General features: G+C 54.0%; 14 protein-coding genes. 1 reads left to right on the forward strand and 13 read right to left on the reverse strand.

Translation table 11 applies throughout. From position 1 onward, the window contains the following. Position 1: 1 nt before the first annotated feature. Positions 2-856 carry a carbon-nitrogen hydrolase family protein gene (locus SD71_RS16975; protein ID WP_041065762.1) on the reverse strand — a complete coding sequence of 285 codons (855 nt, stop codon included), beginning with the start codon at positions 854-856 and terminating at the stop codon, positions 2-4. Between the two features lie 267 nt (positions 857-1123). On the opposite strand from SD71_RS16975, the gene SD71_RS16980 reads away from it, so the two are divergent. Continuing rightward, entirely contained in the window at positions 1124-1615 is a 492-nt protein-coding gene (locus tag SD71_RS16980; RefSeq protein WP_041065765.1) for a C40 family peptidase, read from the forward strand. 73 nt (positions 1616-1688) lie between these two features. Here SD71_RS16980 and SD71_RS16985 read toward each other — a convergent pair whose 3' ends face one another. The 12 genes from SD71_RS16985 to SD71_RS17040 all read right to left on the reverse strand — a co-directional run bounded on the left by SD71_RS16985 (position 1689) and on the right by SD71_RS17040 (position 12652). Further along, a complete protein-coding gene (locus SD71_RS16985; RefSeq protein WP_041065768.1) occupies positions 1689-3068 on the reverse strand; it encodes a HAMP domain-containing sensor histidine kinase in 1380 nt (459 codons plus the stop codon). Continuing rightward, entirely contained in the window at positions 3065-3769 is a 705-nt protein-coding gene (locus SD71_RS16990; RefSeq protein WP_041065771.1) for a response regulator transcription factor, read from the reverse strand. Before SD71_RS16990 ends, SD71_RS16985 begins: the two co-directional genes overlap by 4 nt. A gap of 10 nt (positions 3770-3779) precedes the next feature. After that, positions 3780-4967, reverse strand: coding sequence for a chromate efflux transporter (gene chrA / locus SD71_RS16995; RefSeq protein ID WP_041065774.1), 1188 nt, complete (start codon positions 4965-4967; stop codon positions 3780-3782). A gap of 92 nt (positions 4968-5059) precedes the next feature. Then, a complete protein-coding gene (locus SD71_RS22470; protein ID WP_052476351.1) occupies positions 5060-6646 on the reverse strand; it encodes a serine/threonine protein kinase in 1587 nt (528 codons plus the stop codon). Between the two features lie 104 nt (positions 6647-6750). Next, positions 6751-7776 (reverse strand): SAM-dependent methyltransferase, encoded by a 1026-nt coding sequence (locus tag SD71_RS17005; protein WP_041065776.1) that lies wholly within the window; start codon positions 7774-7776, stop codon positions 6751-6753. Further along, positions 7773-8552: an ABC transporter ATP-binding protein gene (locus tag SD71_RS17010; RefSeq protein WP_041065779.1), complete on the reverse strand. Its 780-nt coding sequence runs from the start codon at positions 8550-8552 to the stop codon at positions 7773-7775. Before SD71_RS17010 ends, SD71_RS17005 begins: the two co-directional genes overlap by 4 nt. Continuing rightward, positions 8549-8869 carry a thioredoxin family protein gene (locus SD71_RS17015; RefSeq protein WP_041065782.1) on the reverse strand — a complete coding sequence of 107 codons (321 nt, stop codon included), beginning with the start codon at positions 8867-8869 and terminating at the stop codon, positions 8549-8551. The genes SD71_RS17010 and SD71_RS17015 overlap by 4 nt, the downstream gene beginning before the upstream one ends. Then, positions 8862-9212 carry a cyclic-phosphate processing receiver domain-containing protein gene (locus SD71_RS17020; RefSeq protein ID WP_041065785.1) on the reverse strand — a complete coding sequence of 117 codons (351 nt, stop codon included), beginning with the start codon at positions 9210-9212 and terminating at the stop codon, positions 8862-8864. Before SD71_RS17020 ends, SD71_RS17015 begins: the two co-directional genes overlap by 8 nt. Further along, complete coding sequence (locus SD71_RS24470) at positions 9209-10048, reverse strand: deoxyribonuclease IV (protein WP_041065788.1); 840 nt, start codon at positions 10046-10048, stop codon at positions 9209-9211. Before SD71_RS24470 ends, SD71_RS17020 begins: the two co-directional genes overlap by 4 nt. 3 nt (positions 10049-10051) lie before the next feature. Beyond that, positions 10052-10870, reverse strand: coding sequence for a bifunctional DNA-formamidopyrimidine glycosylase/DNA-(apurinic or apyrimidinic site) lyase (gene mutM, locus SD71_RS24475; RefSeq protein ID WP_041065791.1), 819 nt, complete (start codon positions 10868-10870; stop codon positions 10052-10054). A gap of 4 nt (positions 10871-10874) precedes the next feature. Further along, positions 10875-11744 (reverse strand): HAD-IIA family hydrolase, encoded by an 870-nt coding sequence (locus SD71_RS17035; RefSeq protein ID WP_052476352.1) that lies wholly within the window; start codon positions 11742-11744, stop codon positions 10875-10877. Beyond that, positions 11741-12652 (reverse strand): DMT family transporter, encoded by a 912-nt coding sequence (locus SD71_RS17040; protein ID WP_041066231.1) that lies wholly within the window; start codon positions 12650-12652, stop codon positions 11741-11743. Before SD71_RS17040 ends, SD71_RS17035 begins: the two co-directional genes overlap by 4 nt. Positions 12653-12657: the final 5 nt, after the last annotated feature.

The raw sequence follows: 12657 nt of genomic DNA on the forward strand, positions 1-12657 counted from the left end.
CTTATTTCCAGTCGGGATAAAGATCCGTGCGCCGATCGCGCCAAGTCGTTACGGATCCTGCCTTTCGAACATCCTCAAGCAATGAAAGATCCAAATCGGCGGTAATCAGCATATCCTCGTTAACCTCACCCTCGCACATAATCCCTCTAGGCGGGAACGGGATATCGTTAGGTGTGATGACAGCGGCCTGACCATAGTTTGCGCGCATGAAATCGACTCTCTGAAGGGAACCCACAGTACCTGTCGTAACAATATAAACCTGATTCTCAATCGCCCGCGCATGACAGCAATATCGAACCCTGTGAAAGCCATGACGGTCGTCCGTGCATGACGGGCAAAAAATGACGTCGGCCCCTTTGGCCCTAACCATACGGAAGATCTCCGGAAATTCGATATCGTAGCATGTGAGAAGGCCGATTGTCCCGAAAGGTGTCTGGAAAACGGCAACGCCTTCCCCTTCCTCCACCTTCCATTCTTCTTTCTCGGTAGGCGTGATGTGCAGCTTGTCCTGCGTTCGGTATGTACCGTCCGGAGCGAACAGAAAGGCTGTATTCCGCAGCTGCTGAGCATTGCCGGTCACGTGGGTGCCGCCGATGATGTACATTCCGTATTCCTTCGCCAGACCCGAGAACAGCTCCGTATACTGCTCCGTATACTCGGCCAACCGGTGAATAGGCTGCCCTGTGGCCGCTCCTCCGATGGAAAGAAGCGGTGTCGTCATAAACTCGGGGAAAAGAACAAAATCCGACTTGTATTCCGCCGCGTTGCGCACATAATGGGTGACCTGTTCCTTGAATTCCTGGATGTTGTCGCAGTCTCTCAGCTGAAATTGGACGGCGGACACTCTCATTTTCATCTCCACTCCACCTCTCTGTACTTCATATTATCTACAGTTGGGATAGGGAGCAAGCGCAAACAGGCCGACAAGCAATGCTTCGGCCATTTTCGAGCTTATGAGAAAATTTTCATGCTTTTCTAACAAAGTCCTGCAAACCTTTATTATTCCGGGATTTTTATTCTTCGTGGAAAATATTGGCCTAATTTCCTTCTGATATACTCATTACCAGGTTGCTAACTAACTAGGCACCGCAAAACCAAGAAAGATGGAGGGAAAACGAACACCATGAGCTTCAGCCACACAGTCGTGAGAAAAGTATTAACCGTCAGCCTCTGTGCTGTCATTGGTTTTACAGGGTTCGCCTTCGGACAAGCCCCTTCCGCATCCGCCGCAACGAGCAAAGCGGACAAAATCATTTTGCTGGGTAAAAAATACTTAGGCGTCAAATATCGCTTCGGTGCACCGTCAGGCATTACTTCGGCGTTCGACTGTTCCAGCTTTGTTCAGTATATTTACGGTAAAAACGGCATTAAGCTGCCGCGTGTGTCCAGCACGCAAGCAACCAAAGGCTACAAAGTTACGAAAGGCAAATTAAAAAGAGGCGATCTTGTTTTCTTCAGAACAAAGCGTACAGGCAGCAAAATCGGCCATGTCGCAGTATATCTGGGTAGAGGCAAAATTTTGCATACATATGGATCTGCAGGTGGCGTTACCTACTCCTCGCTCAATTCCGGTTATTGGAAAAGAAATTATGTAACCGCACGACGGGTGCTGTAGTAAACACTTAACCTTTTCTTCAATATAGTAAACGGCAAATTCGGATAAACCGAACTTGCCGTTTTTTTTGCCGTTATTGAGGCGAAGATTTAAGGTTACGCGGGAATTGGATTGAGATTGTTGTGCCGCTCCCCGGTTTGCTGAATACTTCAACCGTTCCTTCATGCATATCGATGATTTTTTTGGCGATCGACAAGCCTAGTCCGCTTCCCCCCGTCGAACGATGTCTAGCGGAATCCACGCGATAGAAACGTTCGAACATATAAGGAATTTCGCTTTCGGGCACCCCTATTCCATAATCGGTGACTTCCAGCTTGACTCCGTTTTTCTCCGGGCGCACCCGGACATCGATCGGCTCTTTGCTATATTTGATGGCATTGTCAATCAGGATAAGCAGCAGCTGACGGATCTTATCCTTATCCCCTTTCATCTGGACCGCGTTACCGTTAATATGAACGCGGATTTCCCGTTGAAAAGTCGTCCCTAACACATCGGACAGCTCTTTAACCACTTGGGAGACGTCGAAACGGGCAATGTTCAGCCAGTCGTCTTGTTCCGCCTCCGCTAATGTGAGCATAGACCGGATCAAATTCTGCAGCCGCTCGGTTTCTTTGCCGATCGCTTCTATCGCTTCATCCCGCACTTCGGCATTGTCTCTTCCCCACCGTTTCAGCATGTCGGCATAGCTGGAAATGACCGTCAGCGGGGTTTTCAGTTCATGAGAGGCATCCGCCACGAAATGCTTCTGGTGTTCGATCGTCCGATCCAGCCGTTCGATCATTTGATTGAATGCCCGGACCATCTGTTGAAGCTCCACCGACTCTTCCCGGCCCTGCAGCTTGACCCTGTGGAGTTTTCCGCTCCGGTCAATCTCCCTCATCGTTTGCACCATTTGGCCGATCGGTCCGGTTAGACGTGAAGTGAACCAATACGTGCCGAAAATCGCGAACACGATCGCTCCCAGACTGGTTATGCTTAGAGCGAATACTAATATTTGCAAATAGCTGTCCAGAATCGTCAGTCTTCGAGCAGCCTCCACCGAACCGATCAGGTGCCCTTGATCGTAGAACGGCATCGTCAAGTAAATAATCCTCTGTCCCTCGACTTGCCTGGTCTCCGATTGGAATGATCTCGATTGCGACTGCGATTGCGGCTGGATCGACAACAGCAGCTTGTCGTCGCCAACCGCATTGACCACCTTGCCGTCAACGGTGACGATTCGCATCATTTCGTTAGGATTATAGAGCTCCGCCAGCAGCTTCGGATCTTCATAGCCGCGCATGTCTTGCTTGCGCAGCGATTCGATTACCAGATCGGCCTTGCTTGCGATAAGCTGTGTCTCTCCGCGAGTCGTAACGCGAATAACGAAAAAATAAACGAACACGTTATACAAAATTAAAATAAAAATTAACCAAAAAACCGTAAATAGAGTGAAGCGGGATCGCAGTGTCATGCGTCGGGCTCCCTCAGCATGTAGCCGACACCCCGCACGGTGTGAAGCAGCTTATGGCGATAGCCCTTGTCCATCTTCTGCCTTAGGTATCGGATGTAAACGTCCACCACGTTCGTATCCCCGATGTATTCGTAGCCCCACACGTCGGACAAAATTTCGTCGCGGGTTTTTTCTATATTCTTGTGGCGGGCCAAATAGAGCAGCAGCTCGAACTCACGAGGGGTCAAGTCGATGGAATGGTCTTTCCGATACACTTTGCGGGTCATCAGCTCGATCGACAAGTCTGCGATCCGAAGGACATCATCGCTTTCCCCCTCCCGCGATGCCTTGAAAATTCTCAGCAAATTCCGGACACGCGCCAGCAGTTCTTCCATTGCGAAAGGCTTCGTGATATAGTCGTTGGCGCCGTGCTCGAAGCCGCTGACTTTATCAGGGACCGTATCTCTCGCGGTCAGCAAAATAATAGGCACGGCCGAATCGTTCTGCCTTAAGCGCCGGAGGACCTCTATTCCGTTCAATTCAGGAAGCATCACATCGAGCAGCACGAGATCCCACTCGCCGGACACGGCCATCTCCAATCCTTTGCGGCCGTCCGCCGCCCTGCCGACATTATATCCCTCATGCTCGAGCTCCAATTGCAAAATTCTTGCGATCGGGTCTTCATCTTCGATAATCAATATATTTTCTTTTTCTTCGCTCATTATTATCACCTCATGTATATACCATCCAACCGCCTGCCGCAGCTGCAATAACAAGAAGCCACGGCGGGCATCGCCAAAAAACCAATGATATGAATCCGATAAGTACAAATACGAAATCGATTGCATGATGCACGGTGACTGTCCAGATAGGATCATACAGAGCTGCCAGCAGCAGACCGACAACCGATGCGTTCACACCTGCCAGCATCGCACGTGTAGAGCTGCGCGTCCTCAATTTCTCCCAGTAGGGCAGTACTCCCGTTACAAGTAAAAATGAAGGAAGGAAAACAGCAACGAGCATAGCTGCAGCTCTGGCCGCTCCTTCTGCACCGTACGCGGACACAGCGCCAATATAGGCGGAGAAAGTAAATAAAGGACCCGGTACCGCTTGGGCTGCTGCATAGCCTGCCAAAAATTGCTGATCGCTTACAATACCGGACGCTACGGTTTCCTCTTCAAGCATAGGAAGAACGACATGTCCTCCGCCAAATACGAGAGATCCGGCCCGATAGCCGATATCTGTTAGCTGCAATAGCGGGTCTTTGACAGTAAAGGCGATCACAGGCAGCGCTATAAGTAATAAAGTAAACATCGCAAGGCATATAACTGCGGTCATCGAATGAACTGCCGGATGAAACGATGCCGGTGCATTCACCGGTTCGGGTTTGAAATACAGCCAGCCGATGACTCCGCATACGATAAGGGGCAATATTTGCCCGAGCGCGCCCGGCAATAGAAGCGTGAACCCTGTTGTAAACACGGTCATCGCAACCCTTGCGCGATCCGGCGCCAGCGTGCGCGCCATGCTCCAGACCGCTTGCGCCACTACCGCTGCCGCCGCCAGCTTAAGACCCTGCAGCCAGCCGGCATCCGCCAGCCATTCTCCCTGCATAGCTATGGCGAACACAATCATAAGTACAGCCGATGGAAGCGTGAAGCCCAGCCATGCGGCTATTCCGCCAAGCAGACCGGCCCGCTGAATTCCGATCGCAATGCCAAGCTGGCTGCTCGCGGGACCCGGCAGAAATTGACATAACGCCGTGAGATGTGCGAACACCTCTTCGCTGAGCCAACGCTTGCGTTCGACATATTCGGTGCGGAAATAACCGATATGGGCGATGGGACCTCCGAAGGAAGTTAAACCGAGCTTGAGCGCGGTCCATCCGACTTCCAACCAACCGTATGGGCTGTTTTTCATGCCGAATGCTCCCCACCGCCAGTAGTCTCATTAAGTATTGTAACATGACTGCGCATTCTGTGGAAAATGGGGCAAAAATGAGAAATTTCTCCTTATGCTTGTCGTTTAACCGAACGAATCGCTTTTTGAAACGCGCGGTCTAACAACTCCCCTGTTTGCGCATCGGTCGGCAGCCCGCTGCCCCTCCAGATCGCACTTGCTACGGAATCACTTGAAAGCTGCGGGATGTTGGCCTGAGGCGGAGCCGGAAACATGGACAGCCATTGCCTGCGCCCCTCAAATTGCTGATCTCGATTCGCAATCCAGCTGATCGTTTTCCCGTCTTTTACAGCCGCTTCTTGCAATTGATGGCAAGCCGTCTGCCTGCGCGCGGACCATTTTGCCGGCATGCAATCCGCTACCATCCAGATGCGGTCAACGGCTCGAACGAGCCATTGCATAAAAGGCTCGTTATCCCATCCGCTTGAAACATCAACAATAACAACGGGAACACCGAGCCGTCTGAGCCAGCTCGAGAAAGCTTCACCCGGCATGTGGCCCGCCGGCGCGAGCGGATCTAAAGGATAATAATGAGCCTTGCCTCTGGACCATACCGGAACTGCCGGCGTTTGCCCGCCCGCTTGCGCGAACACGGCACCTTTCGGCATCGTTCTTGAGCCGTCCAACAGCCCGTAGAGCTCTGCTTCTATCCCGGGACATTCAACCACAGCATGTGCGATTCCCGAACGGGACAGCGACGAGGAGATTGCAAGCGAAACGAAAGTCGCTCCGGCGCCGGGATAAGCAGATGCAACGGCGGCGACGATTACTCCGCTGTCTGCCGTGTCATGGCTGTTTATAGGCGGCGTGTCCGAATTCGCACTGTCAGGCAGCAGCCTTCTAAGCTCTGCGCTTAGCTGCTCCGCCGTTTGCGGCCGGCCTTCCGGCTGATCGGACAACACCTGTTCGAGCAGGTGGCGGAACGCCGGAGGGACATCTCCCTGCAGCGCTTCTTTCAGGCTGCCGCGGCGGCGCATAGCGAATTGACCGCGCGACAGCAGATGATAGGCAAGCGCGCCCAGTCCATACAGATCGGTGCGGGTATCCGATTGTTCACCGCGAAGCTGTTCCGGTGCCGCAAAGCCCGGCGTGCCGAGCTGCAGCGTATCGCTGCCTGCTCCCGTTCGGTACCAGCGGGCTATGCCGAAGTCCACCAAGACTGCATTGTCATGCCGATCGATCAGCACATTCGCAGGCTTCAAATCCCGAAACACGATCGCAGGACTTTGGGCATGAAGATAAACCAGCACATCGCATAACTGAATGAGATACCGCAGCACGAGATGAAACGGCATTCTCAGCCCGTAACGATCGAATCTTTCGGCGAGAGTATCGCCTGCTATGTACTCCATGACGATGCATGCCGTACCCTGCTCATCCGGAGGGTAATAATCCACCACCGCCGGCAGATGCTCATGCTCCAGCACGCACAGCATTTGGGCTTCCGGCAGAAAGGTTCGGCGTTCCTCGGGCAGCGGACGCGTCAGCTTCAGCGCTCTCGCTTTGCCGCCCAGCCGCAGATCGTCGGCCAAGTAAACCCGGCCCATGCCTCCTTTGCCGATCTGCATCACGATCCGATAACGGTCGGCGTATAGCTCACCTGCATGTAAAGGCCTAATTTCATTCACTTGCCCATGCATAATACCCGCCTCCTTTCCTCTTGAATACAACAAAAAACCCGCGCCTGGCGGCCGATCGGAGTTTCCGACGGAGCCTCGGTGCGGGATGCTTTCCCGAACACATATTATGGTTTACGTTTCACCCACATTGTAACTTCTTCACGGTTATGAAACAACTGTTTGATTTTGCGAATCTCAAAGCTCTCGCTGTAGGCTTTGGACAATTCCTGGATACTTTGAAAAGGCTTGCGATACATAAGCTTCAGCGTTATAATCCCGGAACCTCCGGCAGTCAATACAGGCGCCAGCGCCGACACGAGCCGGCTTGTGTGATACGGGTCCCAGCTCATGTCACACACGAGCAAATCGAATGATCCAGGCGGGAAAGACAGGTCCGCCGCATTCCGCTTGAGATGCCTCAGACGGGGATGCAGCTCCAGGGACGGATCCATATCTGCCGGGTCCACCGCGGTCACTTTCATTCCCCGCTCCAGCAGCACGGAGGTCCAGCCCCCGGGCGCCGCTCCCAAGTCCAGCGCGTTCGTGAAGCGGTCAAGCGGCAGATTGAATTCCCGCTCCGCTTCCAGCAGTTTGAAAGCGGCACGTGAGATCAAGCCCTCTTCTCTGCGGAAGCGGACGGCGCCTCCCGGCCAATCCGACAGGTTATCCTTGGGCTGGGAGCACCCCATGTAGATCGTTCTGTTCGAGGCATATACCGAAATAATCCAATCCGCCTCTCTCGGCACCGGTTCGCCGCCAAGCTCCCGTACCACTTCAGCGACAATATCCCTTGCTTCCGAGGAGGAATAAGAGAACGGGCTGCCTTGCGCTTTGCGCACTTGAATGGCTGCCTTGCGTCCCTTTACCCGACCCCCCAAACTGTCGGCGTATCTTCTTAAGGCGTCAGCGGTCTGTTCCGAGCTATCCGTGCAAGGGACTTCCGCATCAATAGGGAAAATGTGCCGCAGAAAAATAGGTTCTTTGCGCCGCAGTTCCTTAACAAGCTGGTCCGTCTCCAGATCCCCGGATGTGAACGCGAACGTTTCACCCGGAGCGAGGCCGGATACGCGCGAACCCGGGATCCGCCTGCGCAGCTCTTCCATCGCGTATGGAGCAAAGCCGGGATTTGCCGTTCCTACAAAAGATATCATATTGATGCCTCCTCTCCGACGCGTATCCACGGCCGGCTGTCCTGCCAATAAATGCTGATCGGAAGATCATAAGCGGCTTTCAGCCGCTCCGGTGTAAGAACCGCTTGCTTCGGCCCTGAAGCGACGATCTGCCCTTCGGACATGAGAGCGACATGCGTGAACAACGGAACGATCTCCTCGATATGATGCGTGACATACAGCATCGACAGATTTTGTGCGGACAACCCCGACAGCGCGTCAAGAAACCGCTCCCGTTCGTACAGATCGAGACCGGCACAGGGCTCGTCCAGAATGAGAAGCTGCGGTTCGGCCATCATCGTTCGCGCCAGCAGCACTTTTTTGCGTTCACCTTGTGAAAGCGTGCCGAAAGGCTGCGCTGCCAATGCCCGTAAGCCAACCCGTTCCAATTCATCGTGTGCGCGTTCCCGCAGCGCGTCCGGTACTTCCTCATAGATACGTAAGTAGGCCAAAGCTCCACCGACGACGATTTCCCATACGGGATCCCTGAGTGTCAGCTTTTCAATCAAAGACGGACTGATATAGCCGATTTTTTTGCGTATCTCCCTCACATCGACCTGCCCGTATCGGCTGCCGAGTACATCTACGGTACCGGAGGTCGGAAACAAGTAGCCGTTAATGATTTCAAGCACGGTTGATTTACCGCATCCGTTGCGGCCGAGCAGAGTCCATTGTTCACCCTGGTTAACATGCAAATCCACGCCTCGTAAAATATCCTTTTCTCCCCGGCGCAGCGTTAATTGTTGCAAATGAATCATGACATTTCCCTCTCGCTTCTCAACCGTTCCACCAGCTCCGTCACAGAGGGGAATCGATAAATTTTTGTCCAGCTGCCATCCTTCCGCTTCAATAACAAACAGGGGACGCTTTCAATTTGCAGCGATTGCGCCACATCGGGCATCACATTTATATTGGCTTCAATAAGCGGAAAGTCAGGCAGGATCTCTGCGGCAACTTCGAGCATGCGGCGGACAGCTTTGCAAGTTCCGCACAGAGGCGTATGTACAAATACGGCGAATGGGCCGGGCTTTTGTTCCCACTCCCGCCGCCACTCCGCGCCGGTCCACTCACGCATTCGAGAGCTTCCCGGAGGCCGCAGCTGAATGCAGCACATGCTCCGGCATCGGTCCGTCATGGATCCGCACGCCTTCAGGCTGCGCCGATTTCAGCTCACGTACCATTTGCGCGCGTCCCATCAAGCTGGAAGAATGAACGAATATTTCGCGCGGATATTTGCCGCTGACGATAAGTCCATGAACGACGGATAGACCGTTCGGCTGTCCGTACCCGAGCTCGAAATCGAGCGACAGCAGATTCACATCGCATTCCGCCAAAAGCGTCAAGCATTCTTCGGCCGTTCGGGCAGCCACGAACCCCGCCGGACAGGGCCGCATATCGTCCAGATAGATATTGATCATCGGTTTGCCTCCCCCCACAGTCGACGCACGAGCGCGATTTGTTCCCGGTGCGTTCCGTCTTCGTCTGGAGACGTTTCCAAAAGCAGCGGCGTATTGTGCAGCTCCGGAGTCGATAAGAGCTGTCTCATTCCTTCCTCACCTATGTAGCCTGCGGCGATCTGGGCATGGCGGTCTTTGCGGGACCCGCCCGGATAACGCGAATCGTTCAGATGCACCGCATACAAGCTGTTCCAGAAGCCCAGCTTGCCCGCCCGTTCCGCGAACGCGGACCATTCGCCTTCACGCCATTCCCCGCTTGCAAACAAGTGGCAGGTGTCGAGGCAGAAACCCACTTTGTCCGGTTCATCGCAAAGAGAGCGGATTTGCATCAACTCTTCCGGTGTCGTTCCCATTGGACCGTGTTCGCCGGCCTGGTTCTCGAGCAATATTTTGGCTTGACCGTCCCAACGCGAGGTAACGCTGTTGATCCATTGGATCATGTTCCGGTATCCCTGTAACGGATCGTTGCCTTTATACACGCCAAAATGAACGACCACACCGATCGAGCCGCACGCGTTCGCGATCTCCAGGTCGTTAAGTGTTGACAGTGCCGACTGCCTGGCCGACTCGCCTTCTGCGGCCGGGTTCACCGGATAAGGTCCATGGGCGATGGAGACCACATCGTTGTCACGGCACCAAGCGGCGCAGCTTTCCGCCTCCTGCCTTGAGAAAGCCTTGGGCTGCAGGGAGCGTGGATTTTTCGGAAAATATTGAAAGGCGTTGCCGCCCATTGCAGCCGCGCTGATTGCAGCCCCGCGATAGCCGTTTCTCGTGCTTACATGGCTTCCGATTCGCATACGTTACGGCTTCCTTTGGCAGTTAGGGCAGTAGAACATTTTGCGGCCGCTTATCGTCTCGAATTGAATCTCGCTTCCGCAAACCACGCAAGGCTCTCCTTTGCGGTCGTACACCCGGCATCGCTCGTTATACCCGCCGGTTACGATGTCCCCGGGCGTCAGCGGGTTCTCCATATACCCGCCCGCATCTTTGGCTTCCTGCAGAATATTCCGCATCGAGCGGTAAAGCCGTGTGGAACTTTCGGCATCAAGCGATCGTGCGATAACGGCAGGATGAATTTTGGCGTCGAAACAAATCTCATCGCTGTAGCAATTACCGATTCCCGCTATAAAATGCTGGTCGGTGAGGGTTGTCTTCAGCTTGCCCCGTTTACCCGCAAGCCGCTTATGAAAAGCCTCTTCGCTCAGGCGAGGGTCAAAAGGATCCGGCCCCAGCTCTCTCATGATCTCAGCCGCTTGCTTCGCGCTGATCCGATGCAAATAGCCAAGTCGCAGACCGCCGAAATAAATTGAATTTCCGTCTTCGAAGGTCACGATGACCTGAAAATGACTGTCTTCTTTAGGTCCCTGCGGACCGTAAGCGAGCCAGCCGCCCAGCATCAGATGAAGATGCAGCCGATTGCCGTCGTCCAAATGGAACAAAAGATGCTTGCCCCGGCGTTCCAGGAAGAGTACGGTTCGTCCAACCAGCTGGGATGTAAAAGTGTCCACCGGTTCGTTAATTGTTCGGGGACGATTCACCGACACGCCCCGGATGCTCTGTCCGCAAATACGAGGTGAAAGCTGCGTTCGATAATTTTCCATTTCCGGCCATTCAGGCATCAGGCTACTTCCCTTCTGTACGTAATTCCCTGTTCGAAGTTCTATCTTGAATTAAGCTTACCAGTTCATCAAGGTCCGCACAAACCGCGTTCGGTACTACGTCTGCCGAGCGGCAATGCTCACGCCAATCGTCAGCGTCGCATAGCCCAGTGAGCACCAGAATCGCCGGGCAGCCGGCGTTACGCGCAGCTGCGATATCCGTGTACGGATTGTCTCCGATCACCCATGTTTCCTCCGGAGCGGTTCCAGATTGCTCTAAAGCATAATCCATCAGGATGTGCGAGGGTTTACCGATGACGATCGGCTCGATGCCGGTCGCTGCCTTCAGAGCGGCCCCGATGCTGCCCGCGCCGGGAAGGAAACCGCCTTCGACGGGCAGAACCCGATCGGGATTGGTCAGCACATATACGGCTCCATTCAGAATATGATGAACGCCTGCCGCCAAGCGGTCATAGGTCAACCGCCGATCCATACCTTGAACAACCAGGGCGGCGGGCCCCGCGGCCTCCCCTTCTTCAATTAACCGAAGCCCTGCGTTTCGAAGAGCTTGTCGAAGTCCCTCTTCTCCAATGACGAACGTCTCGGCCCCCGGGTGATGCTTCAAAACATAGTAGGCTGCTCCCAATGCGGAGGTTACAATCGATTTCTCGTCAGCGGGGATACCCAATTTGCGAAGGTGCAGGGCTACTTCCTCAGGCGTCTTGGTGGAATTGTTCGTGACGAACCGGTAAGGGATGCCGCTCCTTTGCAATCCTGCGATTAACCGGTCTGCTCCCGGTATCATCGCTTCACCGCGATATAAAGTTCCGTCCAGATCGAAGAGCAGGGCTTTAGGCGCGATTAATCCGGAAGTTCCCTGGAGGTCCTTATTCATGCCGCCTCTTCCCCTTCCCGTACACCGCGCTTTGTCCTACGTTTGGCTGTATAAGTAAACAACAGTACGCCTGCCACAATGAATGCGACTCCGACCCAGTGTGCGGGTTTGAGCGTCTCTCCCAGCAAAAGAAAGGCCAAGAGTGCCGTAAAAAACGGATTGAGATTGAGAAACAGTCCCGCGCTCGTCCCCCCTAGCTGTTTCACGCCGATGTTCCAAAATAACGTAGCCAACACCGTGCCGCCAATCGCGCTGTACACAACGGCTGTCCAAAAAGCCGGATCCGGCTGCTCCACCCTCCATGTGGCGATAGCAAATGGGAGCATCACGACCGTTCCGATGACGCTCGACCAAAACGTGCTCATAAGCGGCGAAAGTTCACGGGTGGCTTGCCTTCCCGCAACCGCGTACAGTCCCCAGCTGACAACCGCCCCCAGCATCAGCAGATCTCCCGTATTGAATTGAAATTGAGCAAGCCGCTGCGGATGCCCTTCCGTAAGAACAACCACGACCCCGAGCAGGGAAACCAGCATGCCGAGCTTCCCTGCGAAATGAATTTTTTCACGCAGTATGAGCCCGTTGGCGGCTGCGATCGAAAGAGGGTTAAGCGCGGACAGCAACCCGACATGGTCTGCGGTAGTCCTCTCTAACGCCCAATACATGAGAAGGTTAAAAAGAGCAACCCCGGTCACTCCCATCCAGAATAACGGCAGCCACGTACTGCGGGGCGGCATGAATTTTTTCTCGCGCGCGAGGACAATAAACAGAAAAAGGACGCAGGCTATTACGTAGCGAAGCACTGCTCCGGTCACCGGGTCCGCAGCTGCAATAACATACTTTCCGCCTACGAAATTTCCGGCCCAGAGCAAGCTGGTCAACGCCAGCAGGATATAGATCAGGCTTTTCAACAATA

Source organism: Cohnella kolymensis, from assembly GCF_000829465.1.
Lineage (GTDB): Bacteria > Bacillota > Bacilli > Paenibacillales > Paenibacillaceae > Cohnella > Cohnella kolymensis.

Bases quoted from the DNA above. Each gene is read 5' to 3' on its own strand.
- SD71_RS16975 (WP_041065762.1), bottom strand. From the start codon at position 856: ATGAAAATGAGAGTGTCCGCCGTCCAATTTCAGCTGAGAGACTGCGAC.
- SD71_RS16980 (WP_041065765.1), top strand. From the start codon at position 1,124: ATGAGCTTCAGCCACACAGTCGTGAGAAAAGTATTAACCGTCAGCCTC.
- SD71_RS16985 (WP_041065768.1), bottom strand. From the start codon at position 3,068: ATGACACTGCGATCCCGCTTCACTCTATTTACGGTTTTTTGGTTAATT.
- SD71_RS16990 (WP_041065771.1), bottom strand. From the start codon at position 3,769: ATGAGCGAAGAAAAAGAAAATATATTGATTATCGAAGATGAAGACCCG.
- chrA (WP_041065774.1), bottom strand. From the start codon at position 4,967: ATGAAAAACAGCCCATACGGTTGGTTGGAAGTCGGATGGACCGCGCTC.
- SD71_RS22470 (WP_052476351.1), bottom strand. From the start codon at position 6,646: ATGCATGGGCAAGTGAATGAAATTAGGCCTTTACATGCAGGTGAGCTA.
- SD71_RS17005 (WP_041065776.1), bottom strand. From the start codon at position 7,776: ATGATATCTTTTGTAGGAACGGCAAATCCCGGCTTTGCTCCATACGCG.
- SD71_RS17010 (WP_041065779.1), bottom strand. From the start codon at position 8,552: ATGATTCATTTGCAACAATTAACGCTGCGCCGGGGAGAAAAGGATATT.
- SD71_RS17015 (WP_041065782.1), bottom strand. From the start codon at position 8,869: ATGCGTGAGTGGACCGGCGCGGAGTGGCGGCGGGAGTGGGAACAAAAG.
- SD71_RS17020 (WP_041065785.1), bottom strand. From the start codon at position 9,212: ATGATCAATATCTATCTGGACGATATGCGGCCCTGTCCGGCGGGGTTC.
- SD71_RS24470 (WP_041065788.1), bottom strand. From the start codon at position 10,048: ATGCGAATCGGAAGCCATGTAAGCACGAGAAACGGCTATCGCGGGGCT.
- mutM (WP_041065791.1), bottom strand. From the start codon at position 10,870: ATGCCTGAATGGCCGGAAATGGAAAATTATCGAACGCAGCTTTCACCT.
- SD71_RS17035 (WP_052476352.1), bottom strand. From the start codon at position 11,744: ATGAATAAGGACCTCCAGGGAACTTCCGGATTAATCGCGCCTAAAGCC.